Source organism: Bacteroides faecis MAJ27 (genome assembly GCF_900106755.1).
GTDB lineage: Bacteria > Bacteroidota > Bacteroidia > Bacteroidales > Bacteroidaceae > Bacteroides > Bacteroides faecis.
On the sequence record NZ_FNNN01000034.1, the window covers coordinates 14523 to 34329 of the forward strand.

Here is a 19807-nt window from a genome sequence, read left to right on the forward strand (position 1 = left end):
TAGTAGGATAACAGTGAAAACCCTCGTTTGGTTTAAAAAAAAGACTGGCGCCTGATTTACAAGAAATCAAGGCCGCCAGTCCCACTGCTACTCTCTAAGCATTTCTTTTATAATGGCAGACCGTAACGTCCATCTACAATTTTCTCCAGCTGTTCTGCCATCTTCTTTACCTGTTCCGGATACTGATCCGCCACATTATTCTTCTCGCCCGGATCTTTCTTCAAATCATAAAGCTGCGGCTCCTTACTGTTTCCCAACTCGATATTCACCGCTTTCAGATATGCGGGTCCATTTCCCGGACGGAGATATTTCCATTTGCCGTCTGTCACCGACAGGTTATTCTGGGCATTCTGAAGTACCAGCCATTCGCGTCCCTTCTTCTGTTTGCCTGTCCATGCTTTCAGCATCGGTTCGCTATCCGGTGCCGCACCTTCCGGCAAGCGGACATTCAGCATTTCGGCGAAGGTAGCAAACCAGTCGATCTGACAAAGCAACGCATCCGAAACGGTTCCCGGACGAATCACGCCCTGCCAGCTCCAAATACAAGGGATACGTGTACCGGCTTCGAAAGAACTGTACTTTCCTCCGCGATAAATACCGCCCGGAGTATGGTCGCCCAGCAATTCTACTGCCTGATCCTTGTATCCGTCATCCACTACCGGACCGTTATCGCTGGAAAGAATCACTAATGTATTCTTGTCCAAGCCCAGTCGTTCAAGTGTATTCAGGATTTCTCCTACCGACCAGTCAAATTCGAGCAGACAATCGCCGCGAGGGCCCATGCCGCTCTTCCCTGCAAACTGTGGAGACGGAACACGGGGCACATGCGCATCCTGCGTAGCAAAGTACAGGAAGAAAGGAGCAGACTTGTGTCCTTCAATAAAGGAAACGGCTTTTCCTGTCAGTGTCTCCGCAATTTTCTCGTCCTGCCAGAGTGCCGACTTTCCGCCCTTCATATATCCGATACGGGAAATACCGTTCACGATGCTCTGATCATGTCCGTGAGAAGGGTGCATCTTCAGCAATTCCGGGTTATCCTTTCCGGTCGGTTCTCCCGGGAAGTTCGCCTTGTAGCTTACCTGAATCGGGTCGTTCGGATCAAGATTGATCACCTGATCATTCTCGACAAACACACAAGGTACACGGTCGCCCGTAGCTGCCATAATGAATGAGTATTCAAAGCCGATATCGTTGGTTCCCGGTTGCAAAGGCTTGTTCCAGTCCTGCTCTCCGCCTTTGTCGCCCAGCCCCAGATGCCATTTACCTACGACACCTGTGTTATATCCGGCATCCTTAAACAAGTTTGCCATCGTATAGCGTTCCGGACGGATGATAGCCGCAGCGTCTCCGGCAGCAATACCTGTTCCGGCTTTTCGCCACGCATATTCACCGGTCAGCATCGCGTAGCGGGAAGGCGTACTGGTAGCAGCCGCACTGTGTGCATTCGTAAAACGCACTCCCATCTTGGCAAGACGCTCTACATTGGGAGTATGGATAGTCTTTGCCCCGTTGCAACTCAAGTCGCCGTAACCGATATCATCTGCATAGATAAAAACAACATTCGGACGATTGGACTGCTTTTCCTGAGCAGTGGCATGAGACGCCAAACAGGAGGTTAATGCTAAAGGCAATATGCCATAAAATTCTTTTCTCATCTTGTCTTTTGATAAATTATTAGGTTAGAATGAAAGTCTGGTTAACTTTTTAATAAGGTTCATATCAAGGAGCTACGGTCACTCCGATTTCGTTCATTTCTACTTGCGCCGTTGTAGCTGTAGGGGTAGTAGCCTCCAGTTTGATAAAACGTGCCTTTTCCTTCTGACCGAAAGTAACAGTCTGCGGCAACGGATTGTGCATGATATTGCTGAACTCACCGTTTGCAGGCACTTCCTTCCAGTTCTTGCCATCTGCGCTCACATAGAATTTGTAGCGGAAAGCCATCGTCGGTTTCGCTTCTGCTTTCAGAGGCGCATACGTGAATGCGGAGATTTCGACCTCTTTACCCAAATCAATTGTCAATGGAGAAGCAGCTACCTGTTTCCAGGAGGCACGAGGCAGATTATTCCAGTTTTCCGTCCGGTTCTCTTCTTCCAGAGATTCTGCATAGTAAGCTCCTACCTGACTGATATGAGCCGTCAGACGACACTCATTGACCTTCACCCGCAGCTGGCTGGCTTTTACCGCTGGAAAACGTACCATACGTTTATATCCTACAGTCGTTCCCTTCGCAACTTCCTGCCAGCCTTCTTCCGTCAATGCCTCTACTGTGAAAGACTCTACCCGTTGTCCTTTCGTAATATCTTCCTGTAGCATCACAACATTGATTTCTGACTCCGGCTTCAAAGAATAGACAGCCTCGCTTCCGGAAACGGCCTCCCAGTCTTTTCTTCCTTTTTCTACCCGGTTGTTGGTAAATATCTTCTCCCGATAAGCAGCAAACTCATTCAACCGCTGTACATCCGCTTCATTAATCAAGCCTCTGCGGTCGGGAGGAATATTCAACAAGAGTACCGAGTTATAACCCACAGACTGGAAATAGATATCAGCCAGATGCTTCAATGACTTCACTTTGCTGTCTTCCTCCGCATGATAAAACCATCCCGGACGGATAGACACATCCACCTCCGAAGGATACCAGAATAATTCCGTTGCCTTTTCCAACATCGCACGACTTCCCAGATCCTCCGCTTTGCTAAAGACACCCAGCCGCTTGTTGTTTTCTTCAGAACGGGCATAGATTCCCGGAGTCAGTACCGTTGCACTCCACTCCGTTTCGCGTCCCAAGCCTTTTTCATTACCTACCCAACGGACATCGTCACCCATAATTGCCATAACCGCTTTCGGCTGCAACTTCTGAATGGTCTTATAGAAAGCATCCCAGTCATAGATTTGCTTCTTTCCGTTCGGTCCTTCTCCGTTCGCACCGTCGAACCATACTTCGTGTACCTCACCATAATTAGTGAGCAACTCTGTCAATTGCTGAATGAAGAACTCATTGTATTTAGGAGAGTCTCCGTAGCATTCCGCGTTCCGGTCCCATGGAGAAAGATATACTCCGAACTTCATATCATATTTATCACAAGCCTTACGCAGTTCTTTCACTACGTCTCCCTGACCGTTTTTCCAGGGAGAAGAAGCTACCGAATGTTTCGTAGTAGCGGTAGGCCACAGACAAAAGCCATCATGATGCTTTGCCGTGAGAAGTACCATTTTGAATCCCGCGTCTTTCAGGCTGCGTACCCATTGTTCCGCATCCAGTTCCGTAGGGTTAAAGATAGCAGGATCTTCCTTGCCGTCGCCCCATTCCCGTCCGGTAAACGTATTGATGCCGAAATGCAGAAAAGCAGTCAGCTCCATTTGTTGCCACGCAGCCTGTTGGGGAGTAGGAACCAACCTTGCTGCCATATCTATTTTCTGTTCGAGGGTCGCATCCTGTGGAAATTCAACATGCTTCACATAGTAGTTTTCTTTCGTCAGTCCACAGCCGCCCAACGTTATCACAGAAGATAAAAAGAGAGAAATTAGTAGTTTGTTCATCATAATAAATATTGATTTAATGCTAATGAGACAAAGATAATTATAAAGGAGTGAACTTCATGACTTTCCCGAAGCACTTTTCATTAAACTTCGCTAAATCCATGCCATTCGCTCCTTTATATTCTATCTCAATGCAATATTTCTATTCAAATGCAATCAGTACCACCGGTTATTTTACCGGATAAAGCGTAAATTCAAAACTCTGTTTTTTCACCGGTACCAGATATTGCGGCAATACACCCGGTCCGCAGGTTGCTGTTCCCACTCCTGCCTGTTCAGCATCCAGATGTATAGTCATCATTCCGTCACGCTCCAGCTCATTAATATGGTGCGCCTTCTCTAATAGTACATCCGAGAAGGGGATGATACTAAACTGGAAAGGACGATTCGATTCCATAAATACACCTTCACCTGCCTGATCCGTCAGTTTAGCCCAGCGCACATCCGTCCGGTTACCTGTTGACTGCGGCGTTGCGTAATAGTGGAACATCCGTTCTACGGTCGTGTCATACAGATCTATCCTGCCGGACTGATTACGGTCGATATACGTCTCATGATCGCCACGTCCCAGATAAGAAACTTGGTCATACGTATCCGCCATACGGAAAGTCAGCCCCAAACGAGCCATTGACTTCACGATAGCCGTATCAGGTTGGAAAGTTGTATGTACTTTCAAGGCACCATTCTTACCGAGCGAGTAAACGAAATCAGCCATTCCTACTTTCTGTCCTTTCCCGTTGAGAATCTCAGCACGGACAGTAGCCGATGTCCTACCTTCTTTAAGCGATACCACCTTCTGAGTCAGATTGTTCAATCCTGCCTTACGCCACAAACGAGCACCGTTCCGATCCCGGTTGTCATTATCCGTAGCCGGACGGAACAAACTCAAAGTGACGGGGGCAGCCAGCAGTTCCTTCCCATTCAAAGTCAGAGAAGAAAGTGCTCCGGTGTTCTTATCTACAACGAAAGCTGTTTCTCCTGCCTTCTGCGGGCGGTGAGCCGTGGCATTTTTATTACCGGCAAGTACAAACTGGTCGTACGCCACTTCCCAGTCGGCATCCACCAGCGGAGCAGCCTCTTTGCGGCTCCAGCTAAGGTTCAGATAAGCTTCCCGTACAGAAGCCGGAAGTTTGACAGCGCCCAGCAGAATCTCTGCTGTAGCATGCGGCTCACAGTCCACTTCCTTCGTACCTTCGGCAAGTAGCGTTCCATCCTCCCCTTTCACATTCCAATGCAGGATATATTCATTCAGATTAGAAAAGTCATACCAATTCTTGATGCTGACCTTCAGGTTCTTCGGGTCAGATAGAGTCGCTTTGATGTTCTGATAAATTTTCTTCACTTCAAGCAGATGCGGATGTGGTTCACGCACAGCGTTCACCAGACCGTTGCCACAGAAATTACCGAAGCTGGGGATTCCTTCCGGTCCGTAATCACCTCCGTAAGTCCAATACCACTTCCCGTCTTTGTCTATCTCGCGGAAATTCTGATCTACCCAGTCCCAGATGCAGCCACCTTGCGCCATCGGCTCATTTTCAAAAACGTCCCAGTACTCTTTCATTCCACCGCAACTATTCCCCATAGCATGCAGGTATTCACAGAGGATGAAGGGACGGTAAATATCTTTTTTAGCCACATAAGCCTTGATTTCGTCCACACTTCGATACATACGGCAATAAATGTCCGTATTATAATTCAGTTCGGCACGTTCATATTGCACGGGGCGGCCTTTCTCTACTGATTTCAACCAGTCGTAAGTACGTTCGAAATTGATACCGTTGCCGGCTTCATTCCCCAGCGACCAGATCACGATAGCCGGATGATTCTTGGAACGTTCGTACATACGGTGCGTACGGTCCATGTGGGCAGTCAGCCAGGTACTGTCTTTTGCGAGGGAAGCAGGTCCGTATCCCATACCATGCGATTCGATATTCGCCTCATCAATCATATACAGTCCGTAACGGTCGCAAAGCTGATACCAGTACGGATGAGTCGGATAATGTGAGTTACGCACCATATTGATATTATGCTGTTTCATCAGTCGGATATCCTGCTCCATCAGTTCTTTGCTTACGGTACGTCCCAGTTGTGAATGTTCGTGACGGTTCGCTCCTTTCACCAGCACCGGAACACCATTGATGCAGAAACGTCCGTCCTTGATTTCCGAAGTACGGAAACCAACCTCGCATCCGGTCAGTTCAGTCACCTTTCCTTGTGCGTCTTTCAGTTCGAGCACCAAAGTATAAAGATTAGGATACTCCGCGTTCCACGCTTTTACTTCCGCAATCTTCTTCTCATCGAAAGCGATGAAGTTGCTCAATCCACGGGATTTGATCCGGACAGCATCCTGCAACACAGCTTTTCCCGAAGCATCTTTCAGTGTATATGCAATGGAGCCGGCTGTGGCAGAAGGTCCTTCTACCGTCACTTCCAGATTGAAAATACCCTCTTTGTATTTCTCTTTATCAAGAGAGGCACTTACTTTATAGTCAGCAATATACTGTTTGGGAGTACTATACAGGTAAACATCCCGTTCGATACCGCTCAGGCGCCACATATCCTGACACTCCAGATAAGCACCCGAACTCCAGCGATATACTTCCAGCGCCACCACGTTCTCACCTTCACTCAGTACATCGGTAATGTCCCATTCGGCAGCCGTCTTCGATCCCTGATTATAGCCGAGCAACTTCCCGTTCACCCATACATAATAGAAAGAAATCACACCCTCGCAGCAAAGTACTACCCGGCGTCCTTTCCAGTCGGTGGGTACTTTGAATGTACGACGATAAGAACCGACTTCGTTTTCGGCAAATGGTACCAACGGCGGATTCTTCTTGAAGTTGAACATCTTATCGTCAAACTCATAAGTTTCGTTAACATAAATCGCTGTTCCATATCCCTGTCGTTCCCAGTTGCCGGGCACATTAATATCCGCCCATCCTCCGGTATAATAAGAAGGCTGGTAGAAGTCTTTCGGGCGGTTATCTGGATTCTTTACCCAGTGGAATTTCCACTTTCCGTTCAGGCTCATATAATAAGGAGACTCTTCATATCCTCCCGGTTTTTCAATATCGGAAGCGTCGGCATAAGGCCATACGTAGGTATGGGGAGCGAGTTTATTCAGTCCTACAGCATACTGGCTCTGCCACTCCGGCTGCGACTGTTTCTGAGCCGAAGCGAAGGTAGCAGTCAGTGCTGCCATCAAGATTAAAAAAGTTCGTTTCTTTAATTTCATCGTTATTATATTAGTTATTTAGTAACTGGTTATTCGATTATCAGTTCATCGAAATAGACTCTTGATTCTTGTCCGGGACGGACATGGTTGAACGGACATTCTCCCGCTCCTTCCACGGTCACCCGAACATAGCGGGCAACGGTTCCCCTCATATCTACCGAAAGGTCTTCGACAAAAGTTCCCTCACGGAATATCTCTTCGGGAGTATATTTCAATTCGTTGATATCCCGATAAGTCGCCTGATCGTCCGAAACAGCTACCTTGATGGATTTCGGTTTATGCACTCCCATTCCATAATTAGTAATACAACCGATCGTCAACGTGTTCATCTTCTCCTTTTGCAGCAAATCCACAGTGAAAGAGAAGCGGTCGTTTCTTGTCCAGCAGCACCATTCAAAGTCCGTCTGTTTCAGGCTTCCTCTGATTCCGTTACTCAGCACAGCTTCATTCGCTTTATTGCCCAGCAACGGTTTGGCCGTTGCCTTATTCCAATGTACCGGAAGCGTCAATATTTTCCCCATCTGCTCTCCACCGGCAAATGTTGCAGCATTGATTGTCCGGGCATCCTTTACAACCAGCGGCTGTTCATAGAGCGGTGAAGCAGCTGTCGGCTTACTTCCATCTACCGTATAACGGATTTCCACATCCGGACGGATACATTCCAGTGTTACATTCAGTGCTCCGTCTTCCGGCTTCACCGTATGCTGTATATTGTACATCGAACGAGCATACGCTATTCCCTTGGCTGCCAAGTGTTCATTGAACGAGTCCATTCCTTTGAGGAACGAAACCCAGTCTTTCTTTTCCGGCTGTGTCCACGCCACTTCCGCCAAAGCTGCCAGACGCGGGAATACGAGGTAATCCACATCTTCCGGCTTATTGCAGAACTCCGTCCACATACAAGCCTGTACTCCCATCAGCAGATCCGCATATTCCGGTTTCCAATCTTTCTGAACCGGCTCATAGTCATACACATCTTTCAGCGTGTTATTGCCGAAATACGTCAGCGGCTCAAACCATTGCGGCCCCTGATAACGAATCAGGTACATGATGCGTGCAGGAGTCATAATGAAGCGATGTCCCTGTTCGGCAGCCTTCAAGGCAGCCTGTCCGTATCCCTGCCAACCCAAGACAATAACATCTTCCGGCAAAAAACTACTGTTAGTCAGTTCATCCCAGCCAATCACTTCACGGCCTTTGCCGCGTACATACTCGCTCATCCGCTTCATGAAGTAACCTTGCAGATCCTCTTCATTGGCCAGTTTCTCTTTTTTCATCCGTGCCTGACACAACGGGCATTTCTCCCAATAAGTCTTGCGGGCTTCATCGCCTCCGATATGAATATACCGGGAAGGGAACAAGGCCATAATCTCGTCCATCACATCCTGAAGGAAAGTGTAGACGCTGTCGTTTCCGGCACAATAGATAATTTCGGAGTTCCGTCCTCCCAAACCGGGAAGCACTCCGATATACTCCTTCACCACCGGACAGGCAAAATGAGGATAGGCCGCCAATGCCGAATTACTGTGTGCAGGCACATCAATTTCCGGCACTACTTCTATCTGGCGTTCGGCCGCATAGGCCACCATTTCCTTTATATCTTCCTGTGTATAGAAGCCTCCTACCGGGGTCGGTTCTCCGGGTTCCGGATTACGCCGGGCAGGGAAAGGCAGTCCTGTACGATCCACCCTCCAGGCACCTACTTCCGTCAGACGGGGATATTTCTTGATTTCCACACGCCAGCCGTTATCATCTGTCAGATGAAAGTGAAGCGTGTTTATTTTCAGCATCGCCATACAGTCGATGATTCGCAATACATTCTCTTTAGGAATAAAGTAACGTGCCGCATCCAGCAGTAATGCCCGGTAACCAAACCGCGGTTCGTCCTGAATACTCACTGCCGGAATACTCCATTTTACCTTCTTATCCGCCACTTCCTCTTTTTCGATAGCTGCCGGAAGCAACTGGCGAATCGTCTGCAAAGCATAAAAGAATCCTTTGGCATCCGATGCTTCAATTATAATTTCTTTTGGAGACACTTCCAGCGTATACGCTTCACTCTTCAAAGTTGCATCTGTCTGGAAACGGACATTTCCCTTTTCTGCATCATCACCTACGGTCAACTTCGGAGTAAAACCTGCCGCACGGGTAAACAAAGCTATAAAGCCGCGCGCCACTTCCGCCTGCTCCTCATTTTCTACGGCAAATACTGTCTTACCGGAGAAAAGGTAGTTTCCGCTACCCGGCACCATTTGTGCCGGGCGTGGAACCAAGGGTATGTCATGTGTCAAGTTAGTATCGCTACATCCGGCTACCATCGAAGACAGAAAGCCTATCAGTAATATTAAAATCGTTCTTGTCATTGTATTATTCGAGGGTTATTCCTTGTCCCTTTCCGGAGAAAAGCGGACGGGGTCATTATATTGTTCCTGTAGTTTCAGCAGTTCGTCTTTCAGTTCCTTTACTACCGGTTCATATTCAGCCTCACCATAAAGGTTGTGCATTTCTGTCGGGTCTGCCTGCATGTCATACAGTTCCCACCAGTTGATATCATTATAAAAATGAATCAGTTTATAGCGTTCCGTACGCACTCCATAGTGACGTTTCACCATGTGCTCGGCAGGATATTCGTAGAAGTGGTAGTACAGTGACTTTCTCCAGTCCTGCGGATGTTCTCCTTTCAGCAGAGGCAACAGTGATACTCCATGAATGTCTGCGGGAATCTCTGCTCCTGCCAGTTCGAGGAAAGTAGGCGCATAATCGATGTTCTGTACCATTTCTGTGATGTCTCCCCTGCGGTCGAAACCTTTCGGCAGACGCATGATAAGCGGTGTACGCATGGATTCTTCGTACATGAAACGCTTGTCAAACCAGCCGTGTTCACCCATGTAGAAGCCCTGATCGGAAGTATAGACTACCAGTGTATTGTCCAGCAAACCTTTTTCTTTCAGATAATCGAGCACACGCCCTACGTTATCATCAAGAGACTTCACGGTCTTCATATAGTCGCGCATGTAACGCTGGAATTTCCAGTTGGCAAGCTCTTTTCCTTGTAGATTCTGTTTGTAGAAATCATCGATAATCGGAGCGTAGAACTTATCCCATGCGGCACGCTGCCCTTCATCCATACGTCCGAGGAATCTCTCATAAAGTGATTTCAGACGTGACTTCTCATTCGGGCGAAGCATCTTCAAGTCATAAATCATATCCATGTCCTTCACGATACTCATTTCCTGAGCAGCCGCAGCAGGGCGACCTTCATAATCGTCAAAGAAATTATCCGGCAACGGGAATGTCTTGTCCTCGTAGAGAGCAAGGTTACAGGTATCCGCCATCCAGTTACGGTGAATTGCCTTATGATGAATCAACAGGCAGAACGGTTTCTCCGGATCACGCTTGTTTTCCATCCAGTCGATAGCGTCGTCGGTAATCAGATTCGTGATATATCCATGCTTCTGGATAGTATCGTTGTCTTGCGTAATAAAGGCAGGATTATAGTAATCTCCCTGTCCGGGAACTATCTGCCAGTAGTTGAATCCGGATGGCAAACTTTCCAGATGCCATTTTCCTACCAATGCAGTCTGATAACCTACCTTTTGCAGAAGCTTCGGGAAAGTCTGTTGAGCACTGTCGAATACACAAGTGGTATTGTCATAGAATTTATTGGCACAGCTATGTTTCCCCGTAATCATACAGGCACGGCTGGGACCGCTTAATGAATTAGCCACAAAGCTTTGAGTAAAACGTACACCATCCGCCGCGATGCGGTCCAGGTTCGGTGTTTCCATGTAGCGGGTGTCATAGCAACTCATCATCTGAGCTGTATGGTCATCTGTCATGATGTAAACGATGTTCAACGGCTTTTGTTCTGTCGATTTCTGTTTGTTTGCACAAGATGCAAGCGAAGCAACAGCCGCTGCTCCTGCCAGAGAATAAAGCAAGTTTGATTGCAGGTTTTCCATAATGATTAATTTATTTAGATTACAATGGCAAAGATAAGGAACATATGTAAAATCAATGTATACAAATAGCTAATGTATTTACAATATTCTTTATTTCCGCCCGAATGAGTGCAAATGCCGGAAGCAGATCGCTGTTGTACGACGGTCTTCCGGCATTGAACTTATTTCGTACTATTGAAAACGGTTCAAAGAAAACCAGAAATTAATAGAACTGGTAGAACTTGCCCGGAGCCGAAACTTTATAGTCTCTGTTCACCAGTTCATCCGCTTCCCGTTTATAGTTATCATTTACATAGAAACGAATCCAGTCTATTTCCATTCTCGGACCTTCCGTTGCATAATTGGCAGGATTAATTGATTTCAGTTCAGTATCCCAACCTGCCGGAAGCTCAGAAGAAACACTATTACCTTCTCCGAACAAGTCCATTCGCATTACTAAATAAAGACCCTTCGCTCCAATTGATGTCCCTGTAGAAGCTTTGGTAAAAGGCCATGAATCCAACATATCCCTTGTGACTTCCAAAGTTGTAGAACCATTGATACCTAACTTTATCGTACTTTCATCGACTAGTTCCACCCAATAAATATTATAATCTTCTACCTTAGGAATAGCGGTTACTACACTCTTTGCATCACTGATAGCCTCTCCCCTCACCGACTGAGTGATTGCAGAACCAGAAACATTCTTAAGTATACAGATTGATTGCTTGGCTTCTTTACACGTAGTGGCTGTTGCTGGATTCTTCACCTCTATCATTGGTACAAACCCTGTTCTATTACCTCCTAAGCGAACTTTCATTTCAATACGCATACCCGGATAAATACGAGTTACATTCTGTGCCCACATCTGTCCTAAAGATTTACAGCAATGTATTCCTGCTGTTCCGTAATTAGTACCTTCTACACCTACACAAATATTCAGTTCACCCTCATCAGTGACTTTCGCATATTTGGTCCAATCAATCTTTAAAACACTTCCTCTATTGGCATCCGTTGCATTACCTAATTTTTGATAATCTCCCGATGTCGAGTTTTTATGGAACTCGATTGCATAATCAAACTTCCACTGGCTGCCCAGTTCCGCATTCGGATGTGCTGTTCCTTCATCCATCTTAGCCGTCTCTTTACCCGTAAACCAGTCATCATCATAAGAAATAAACATGATATTCGGATTCTCATATACAGTTGTCATATCATACAAATCAGGATCAGCCATCGATTCCAGGTCTGTCATGGTAATCATCAAGGTAGAAGCGGTCATCGGATTGGCAGAAGAATTACTCTCCATATTCAATACCAACTGCAAGTCACCTGTCATTTCATAGTCCTGTTTGATAGTCACGGCAGCACTCTTCACCGAAGTTCTTCCTGCGGGAATGGTTAGGGTAGAAGGCAGATTGTCATACCTGTCCTCTTCTCCTTCCTTCGGAGTGATAGTGACTTCGAGAGGCACAGAACTCGGTTTGTCCACCTTGGCAACCAATACAAACTTACCCCCTTCCGTCACCACGTTCTCTGTATTATTTTCCAGAGACATGGATATCCGATAATAATCAGACACCTTGATTCCCTGACTGGAATTAGCGATCTTATATCCTCGTGCAAAAGCCACAAATTCCATCGTGGTAGTACCCATCAGGCCGGATGTTTTCACCGGGAAATCCACCTGAATCTGCTTCTCTCCTTTGGGAAAAGTGACAATACTGCTGAACGGTTCGAATACATTCGCAACATCATCCGTTCCGGCCTTTGCCGTAAAGTAAATATCGAAATCTTCGTTAGCCACCACCTCATTACCATCGGCATCGGGTTCCACTTTGATATCCACTTTCAAGTGTTCTCCCATCACAAATGCCTTTTCATTGATGCTCATTGTCAAAGGTACAGCTTCCGGCAGAGGACGATATTTAGTCTCATCCTCACATCCCGTCAGGCCGATAGTCAACAAACATACTGGAAGTATTTTATATAATATGTTCTTCATATCTTTATCTATCTAATTGTCATAAATGAATCTTGTTCCATTCTCCTATTTCCGTTGCCAGCCCGGATTCTGTTTCAGCTCATGATTCAACGATATCTCACTCGGAGGAACCGGTAACAGATAATCGCGGTTGGAATCAAACTGATAGCCTCTCGGAAGAAGTTCTTTCTGCGGGTCCAGCCAACCGTCTGTAGTCAGAATCGTTTTCAAATCCGCAGCACTTTTAGGATCGAATGCTTTGTACAACACACCGTCTGTGCCAAAATAAGCACCGGTTCCCCGTTTGCCCTGAATCAGTTTATGAGCTCTCCAGCGCATCAGGTCATCGAGGCGGAAACCTTGTAAAGCCAGTTCCGCACGTCTTTCCCGACGGATTTCCTGCAAATTGGCGGAGATTGCATAACCAAAGTCCGTAAAATTAGGATCGATTTCAGACGGATCGGCGTAAGTCACTCCGGCGCGTTCGCGTAATGGTTTCAAGGTCTTTTCCAAAACAGCAGGAGTACATTTCCCCAGTTCTTCCGCTGCTTCCGCATAAGCCAGCAGTGCTTCCGCATAGCGGATCATCGGAAGTGACGTTTCGCCCTGACCACTTACATACGTGGTATCGATACTCATACGGATGTGATAACCTGTGGCGTTACGTGCCGGACCACCTTCAGTCAGATAAGGAGGACGCACCACCGACTTGTTCTCTTCCGAATATTCCTCTACCAGCATCGCTTTCGATTTTGATTCCGGTGAGGTTGACTTAAACTTACAGTTTGAATGCATAACCGTTGCCAGCAAACGTCCGTCACGGCCCTTAAAAGTCAGATTGAAATCTTTAAAAATTCCATCCTCAGGATCGATGGGAGTTCCGTCAGCATTCAGGTAATTATCAACCAGCGACTGAGACAAACCAGCCGGTCCGCTATTGTCTACATAACCGGCTCCCAGATTACTGCTCAAATTATGAATCACACCATCCGCTATCGAATACTTCTTCCAGAAAACAACCTCTGTCATATCCGACAAGTCTTTTGAATTGAACACGTGTGCATAAGCATCTTCTATATTCACAGCACTCTTGTCAGTAGCCTTGGTGTTCAGCGTAAGTCCCATACCAAACAGTTCATCGCCCAGTGTCAGCACCTGTCCCAGCAAGTCTGCCGATTTATCTTCAGCAGCGGCAAAGTCCGTTCCCTTGTGATATTTCTCCCAGGTACCTTCATAAAGCGCCACTCTCATAGCCATAATAATAGCTGCTTCCTTACACACTCTCAAACCTTTATACTGGCTGCGCGGATGAAGCAATTCTTTAGCGGTATTCAGGTCGTCAAGAATAAACTGCGCTACTGCCGAACGGTCGCGCGGAGGAATCTGCAAACCACCGACAGTTGCATTTCTGTCCCAGAAGCTATCCATCACCGGGATACTTCCAAATCTGGTCAGCAGGTAGAAATGCCAATAGGCACGGAAGAAATAAGCTTCCCCTTTCATCGAGAGCACATCTTTTGTTTCTTCGGTTTCCGGCACTTTATAGTATTCAAAGAAATAATTCACATTACGTAGGTTCTGGTATCCTTTCTGCCATTCGGTAGAACCTCCCCCGTTTTCCTGCAACTCTCCGTTCAGGCGCTTGTCATAAACTTCCGCCACGATGTTATCGCTATTCTTCTCTTCTCCGCGCACTCCCATATCGTACGTTCCGAAAGAAGGAAGTGAGATATACAAGCCGTTGATATAGTTGTTCACGGCACTTGCATTGGACAGGAATGTCTCGCTATTGGGGGTTGTCAGAGGCTCTCTATCCAGAAAATCCGAACATGCTGACATCATGAGACTGGCCCCTACCACTAATAATATATATAATTTTTTCATCGCTATTCTCTAATTAAAAGGTGAAATCAAGTCCGAATACGAAGTTGCGGTTCATCGGGTATACCATACCGTTACCGTTCTGCTTCATAGGAGAAGTCAGACCCGGAGCCGTATTTTGAGCATCACCGCCAGCCGACATATTTACCTGGTTCAGCGTTTCCGGGTCAAATTGTTTCGGCAGTTTCGTTACAGTAAACAAGTTATCGCAAGTCACATATACTTTCAGATTACTGATACCGATATGTCTCAACTGTTTTTTGTTGAAGGTATAACCAACCGTCAGGTTCTTCATACGCATGTAAGCGGCATTCAGCAGATAACGAGTAGTGTTATATCCGGTATTTACCAAAAAGTCTTTGTCATCCTTCCAACCGGTCAGGCGCGGCAAGTATCCATTCGGGTTTTCTGTACTGAAGTAATCGAGATGTTCCTTGAAGTTGTAGTTGTTGCCACCAAACATATAGTTACTTCCGGAAATCGGGAAATCTCTCTTAGCCACTCCTTGCAACAAAGTAGATATTTCGAACCCTTTATATCCCAGATTCAAATTGATACCGAATGAATATTTGGGGGTCGTATTACCGATAATCTGCAAATCTCCGTGATCTGCCAAAGTACCTTTACCTCCGTCTACCCTACCGTCACCATTGGAATCGATATATTTCAAGTCACCGCGACGCCAGAGATCATTCGATTTGAATGCTGTCAGGTTTACATTTCTCAGGTAATCATCAATTTCACGGTTCGACAGGAAAAGATCGTCTGCACGATACCCCCATATTTCGCCAATATCCATACCTTCATAGTAACCTTTATTGGCAGCCAGACCTGTATGATTATTGTAAATGATACCTTCCGGATTATTATACTTCGTCACCACCGCCTTGTAGTTGAACACATTGAAGCCGATTCCATAGCTGAAACCACATTTCAGTTTATCATTCCAGCTCACGGAAAGTTCCCATCCACGATTGCGCAAAGTAGCATTGTTTACTTTTGCACGGTCATCCGAAGCAATACCACTGATGCTCGGAATAGACTCAGCCGGACCGATCATGTCACGTGTCGTACGCTGATAGAAGTCAGCGGTAATCGACAGACGGTTCTTTAACAACATCAGGTCAAAACCCAGGTTGGCATTATCCACCTTCTCCCAGGTAATGTACGGACTGATCATTTTCGGAGTCTTGGCTATCGTTCCTTTGGAAGCTGTAGAAGACGAGATACCGGGCAACAGCCACGCATTGGTACCCTGTGCATCCAGTGGCATTTGAGCAATGTAGTCATATAAGCCGGCACCGTTCTGATTACCCAGACGACCGTAGGACACACGTACTTTCAGCTGAGACACCGGAAGTGCCAGTTGCTGGAAATAAGGAGTACGGGCGATATCATAACCGGCAGAGAATGAAGGGAAGAATCCCCAGCGATGTCCCTTTGCAAAACGAGAAGAACCATCATAACGTCCGCTGAACTCCAGAAAATAAATATTATTGTAGTTCCAGTTCAGACGAGTGTAGAATCCCATCGTAGCCCAATGCGAACGGGCTTCACCTGCTATCACGTTTCCGCTGGCATTATCAAACGAATAAATGTCGTTGCTCAACATACCATCTTTGTACATATATTCTTCCGAATATTCCTGTAGCTCCATCTGATAACCTGCCATTGCCTTGAAGAAATGACCTCCCCACTGGTGGGTATAAGAGCTGGACAGATTAGGCGACAAATAATAATTGAACATGCTACCGCGGGTATAAGAGCCGAAATACATATTTTTCCAGCTAATGCCCGGATAAGCAAATCCTTGTCTCTGGTTGGTTGCATCACCCGGCTTGAAAGTACCCGCAGGAGTTTCATACTTCTGGTCGTCTTTCATTTTCAGGTCATTATTTTCCACATCGAAACGGATTTTCATTTCTCCGGTGATATCCCATCCCTCCAAAGGAGTGACGGTAGCCGAAAGTGACAAGGCATCTGAAATACGGTTTCTCTGATAATTTGAATTTTTCAGATACAACATTTCATTCCAGCTAGGTATATTATATTCCGATTCAACCGGCAACTCAGTCACCTGAGTCGGACGGTGGCTACCGATCTTATTATACAGGATCAGCTGATTGGCCATCGGACGTTTGATCATCTGCAAAGTAATATTGTTGTTCAGGTTGAAACGCAGCCAGTCACTTGTCTTAAACTGCAATTTCGTGTTCAGGTTATATTTGCTCAAATCATCCTGTACCTTATCCAGCAGACCTTCCTGATAAGTGTATCCCATACCGATATAGTAGTTCACTTTGTCAGAACCGCCCTGTACACTCAGATTGTGAGAGTGACGGACAGACTTGTCTTTGAAATAATAGTCAAACCAGTCTGTATTACCGTATTGATTGTAATAAGCTCCTGCCCAGTCATCACCGGTAGTATTCGGTTCTATTCCCGGAAATTCAGCCGAATAAGGGTTTTGCATAAATCCCTTGATCTTTTCGATAGTCTTATCCGAAATCTTCTGCAAACCGGAAGAAGCTCCTCCATTATCATACTGCTGGTTATTATATGCTGCATACTGCAACGCATCCATCATCTTCGGCATGTTGATAGGTGAACTGAAACCTACCGTACCACGATAAGTAACACTGGCTCTTTCTTTTTTACCACTCTTGGTCGTTACCAAAACCACACCATAAGCAGCACGCGCACCATATACGGCAGAAGCGGAAGCATCCTTCAGTACACTGATGCTGGCAATATCAGCAGGGTTCACATTCTGCATGCTCTGCTCTACTCCATCCACCAATACATAAGGCTCGCCACCATTGATAGAGCCGATACCGCGAATACTGAATTTAATATCGGCACCGATTTCACCGCCGACACCACCGCCTACTGCATCCGAAGCAAAGTTCAAACCGGCAATATTACCCTGCAAAGCACTGGTAACGTCGGTCACAGGACGATTCACGATCGCATCATCTTTCAATGTGGCAACGGCTGCCGTAATGGTATTTCTTTTCTGTGTATCCATACCTACCACCACAACTTCATCCAATACTTTGGCATCTTCCTTCATCACCAGTTTGTTACCTTCCTGTTTGGTGACTTTTACCTGTAGCGGAGCATATCCGACGTATGTAACAGAAAGAGTACTGCCTACTTTTCCTTGAATAGAGAAATTACCGTCAATATCTGTAATCGTTCCTCCGGTTACACCTTTTATCATGACCGTAGCACCGATGATGGGTTCTCCCATTTCGTCTACCACCTGTCCCTTTATCAATTTTTGTTGTGCCAACGCACCCAGAGGAAACAATAACAGGAGCATCAGAAAAAGAACAAAGCGTCCTTGTTTTCTCACGAACTTCTTTTTTTCCATAATATTATATTTACTAATTAAGATTCTATTTTTATTCTACAGTAGGGTTGGCGTAGTAATTAAACTCTTCTTTCACAACTTTCAACAAAGACATTTCGTGCGTCACATCTACGTCCGTAGCCAAATCCCAGCTCATGATACCTCCAAAACCATTTTCACAAACATACTGTGTCTTCTCGCGAATTGTCTTCTGGCTGTTGAGCGTATAGCTCTTTCCGTCATAACTCCATTGATCTGCAGAAGTATTAGTCAGATTACCCTTGCCGACAAGGTCAAAATAGGCAGCCTGTTCGCCGGCAGTTCCCGTAGTTCCGTAGAAAGGTACTCCCATCACCAGCTTATCCTGAGGAATTCCATATTCCACAGCAGCCTTGCCATCCGATTTGAAACGTTCCATAGAGAAAAGTTCTACCGAAGGACCATAGCATTGCAGTGAGATAAAATCAGCAGCAATAATAGCCTCTGCACTTATTTTATAAGAAACGGGATGCAGGGATACAGTGAAGAATACATCTTTTCCCAATACTTCACGCAGTTGTACAATGGCCTTACTATAATTAGCCAGATCATTGGATGAATAAGCCCATTCGAAATCAAGGTCTGCACCATCCAGATTATATTCTTCGAGCACTTTCTTTACGTTGTTGGCAAAATTGGTACGAGCTGTCGCGTTACCTACCATTTTCAGCCATTCGCCGCCGGCAATACCCAGACGTAGCTTCCGGTCGCCCGCCTGTCCGTTCAATGCAGTGCGGATCTGTTCCAGGCGGATAGCCCATGTATGTGAATCCTTACCGGGTTTGGCAGCATCGTCATATTTCCAGTAAGCAAGTGTTTTAGTATTATTCCATGTATCAAAAGAAATGGGATTTTTGCCCAGTGTACCCACCAGCAGACTGTTCACGAATGTTTCATCCAAATATCCTTTCAGTTTTTCTCCCATCACAAAATCCGCACGGGTATTAGGAACCGAAGCAGGCAGCGAGCCTGTAAAGTCAGTAGCAGCATTATTATCTATATATAGCTTAGCAGTACCGCCATCATAAGTCACCGCTACATAATGCCATGCGCCCGGTTTCAATGCACTGTTCGTAACTGTTGCAGAAGCACTTCCGACAGTCAGTTTCAGATTGCCTTCCGTTGCTCCCAGCTGGAAAGCGATGATAGTAGTATTTCCGTCTGCCTTCTTAAACAAGCAGGCGCCGTCCACCCATTCGCTTACATATATATAAGTACCGAATGTGAACTTCTTGAAAGCTCCGTCCGGTGAGTGCAACAGACCGTCGCCGGCATTCATTTTTCCGGTACCTTCAAATTTCAGTACTCCGCTGCGACCGCTATAAGAAGAAGTATATGTGGCTGCTCCCGTTATGGCAGCATCATTCACAGGCAGGTCAAAAGTCAGGTCACCGTTGGCATAAGGACGTGCTGTCAGATAAATCAAATCGTTGCAGGCGCCCATACTTGCTCCGGAAACTCGATTCGTTTCAAAAAAATCGCCACGGATATAAGAACAGTTGATAAATGTCTTCACTGTAGGATCAGGATCATCGGGGTCTTCCGTCTCGCCCGGCTTTCCCGTAACTGAACCTTCGGGAGGAGTACCGGTTGGAACATCTACCCATTTTGTGTCTTTGCAAGCTGTCAACATTCCAAAGAGGAAGAGACAAAGAAATAGGAATTTGCTTCTCATAAGTTTATTAATTAAGATTACCTTTTTATATAAATAGTGAGGTCTTTCCTGACATTCACTGCCACAAATTTAGGTTATATCTAAGATTTCAAATGTTCTATTTTAGCTATGATTCTTCCAAAAATGTCTAAAATAGTCCATTTCATCGCATTTTTTA

The 19807-nt window shown here is 46.0% G+C and carries 9 protein-coding genes; all 9 read right to left on the reverse strand.

The annotated features are described in order from the left end of the window. Positions 1-107: 107 nt before the first annotated feature. Complete coding sequence (locus tag BLW31_RS21240) at positions 108-1655, reverse strand: sulfatase family protein (RefSeq protein ID WP_010538875.1); 1548 nt, start codon at positions 1653-1655, stop codon at positions 108-110. A gap of 64 nt (positions 1656-1719) precedes the next feature. Then, the gene (locus BLW31_RS21245) at positions 1720-3537 is read right to left on the reverse strand and encodes an alpha-L-fucosidase (protein WP_029425641.1); all 1818 of its coding nucleotides are present in this window, start codon (positions 3535-3537) and stop codon (positions 1720-1722) included. 169 nt (positions 3538-3706) lie between these two features. Then, on the reverse strand, positions 3707-6775 hold the full coding sequence (locus tag BLW31_RS21250) for a glycoside hydrolase family 2 TIM barrel-domain containing protein (RefSeq protein ID WP_032837147.1): 3069 nt from the start codon (positions 6773-6775) through the stop codon (positions 3707-3709). 29 nt (positions 6776-6804) lie between these two features. Next, positions 6805-9138, reverse strand: a complete 2334-nt coding sequence (locus tag BLW31_RS21255) for a glycoside hydrolase family 20 protein (protein ID WP_010538878.1) — start codon at positions 9136-9138, stop codon at positions 6805-6807. A 15-nt stretch (positions 9139-9153) separates the two neighbouring features. Then, complete coding sequence (locus BLW31_RS21260; RefSeq protein ID WP_010538879.1) at positions 9154-10737, reverse strand: sulfatase family protein; 1584 nt, start codon at positions 10735-10737, stop codon at positions 9154-9156. Between the two features lie 202 nt (positions 10738-10939). Beyond that, positions 10940-12721 carry a DUF5006 domain-containing protein gene (locus tag BLW31_RS21265; RefSeq protein ID WP_010538880.1) on the reverse strand — a complete coding sequence of 594 codons (1782 nt, stop codon included), beginning with the start codon at positions 12719-12721 and terminating at the stop codon, positions 10940-10942. Positions 12722-12766: 45 nt separating this feature from the next. Continuing rightward, the gene (locus BLW31_RS21270; RefSeq protein WP_010538881.1) at positions 12767-14584 is read right to left on the reverse strand and encodes a RagB/SusD family nutrient uptake outer membrane protein; all 1818 of its coding nucleotides are present in this window, start codon (positions 14582-14584) and stop codon (positions 12767-12769) included. Between the two features lie 13 nt (positions 14585-14597). Further along, positions 14598-17957 carry a SusC/RagA family TonB-linked outer membrane protein gene (locus BLW31_RS21275; protein ID WP_010538882.1) on the reverse strand — a complete coding sequence of 1120 codons (3360 nt, stop codon included), beginning with the start codon at positions 17955-17957 and terminating at the stop codon, positions 14598-14600. 31 nt (positions 17958-17988) lie between these two features. Next, positions 17989-19650 (reverse strand): glycosyl hydrolase family 18 protein, encoded by a 1662-nt coding sequence (locus BLW31_RS21280; protein ID WP_010538883.1) that lies wholly within the window; start codon positions 19648-19650, stop codon positions 17989-17991. Positions 19651-19807 lie beyond the last annotated feature (157 nt).

Bases quoted from the DNA above. Each gene is read 5' to 3' on its own strand.
- BLW31_RS21270 (WP_010538881.1), bottom strand. From the start codon at position 14,584: ATGAAAAAATTATATATATTATTAGTGGTAGGGGCCAGTCTCATGATG.
- BLW31_RS21240 (WP_010538875.1), bottom strand. From the start codon at position 1,655: ATGAGAAAAGAATTTTATGGCATATTGCCTTTAGCATTAACCTCCTGT.
- BLW31_RS21260 (WP_010538879.1), bottom strand. From the start codon at position 10,737: ATGGAAAACCTGCAATCAAACTTGCTTTATTCTCTGGCAGGAGCAGCG.
- BLW31_RS21280 (WP_010538883.1), bottom strand. From the start codon at position 19,650: ATGAGAAGCAAATTCCTATTTCTTTGTCTCTTCCTCTTTGGAATGTTG.
- BLW31_RS21250 (WP_032837147.1), bottom strand. From the start codon at position 6,775: ATGAAATTAAAGAAACGAACTTTTTTAATCTTGATGGCAGCACTGACT.
- BLW31_RS21245 (WP_029425641.1), bottom strand. From the start codon at position 3,537: ATGAACAAACTACTAATTTCTCTCTTTTTATCTTCTGTGATAACGTTG.
- BLW31_RS21275 (WP_010538882.1), bottom strand. From the start codon at position 17,957: ATGGAAAAAAAGAAGTTCGTGAGAAAACAAGGACGCTTTGTTCTTTTT.
- BLW31_RS21255 (WP_010538878.1), bottom strand. From the start codon at position 9,138: ATGACAAGAACGATTTTAATATTACTGATAGGCTTTCTGTCTTCGATG.
- BLW31_RS21265 (WP_010538880.1), bottom strand. From the start codon at position 12,721: ATGAAGAACATATTATATAAAATACTTCCAGTATGTTTGTTGACTATC.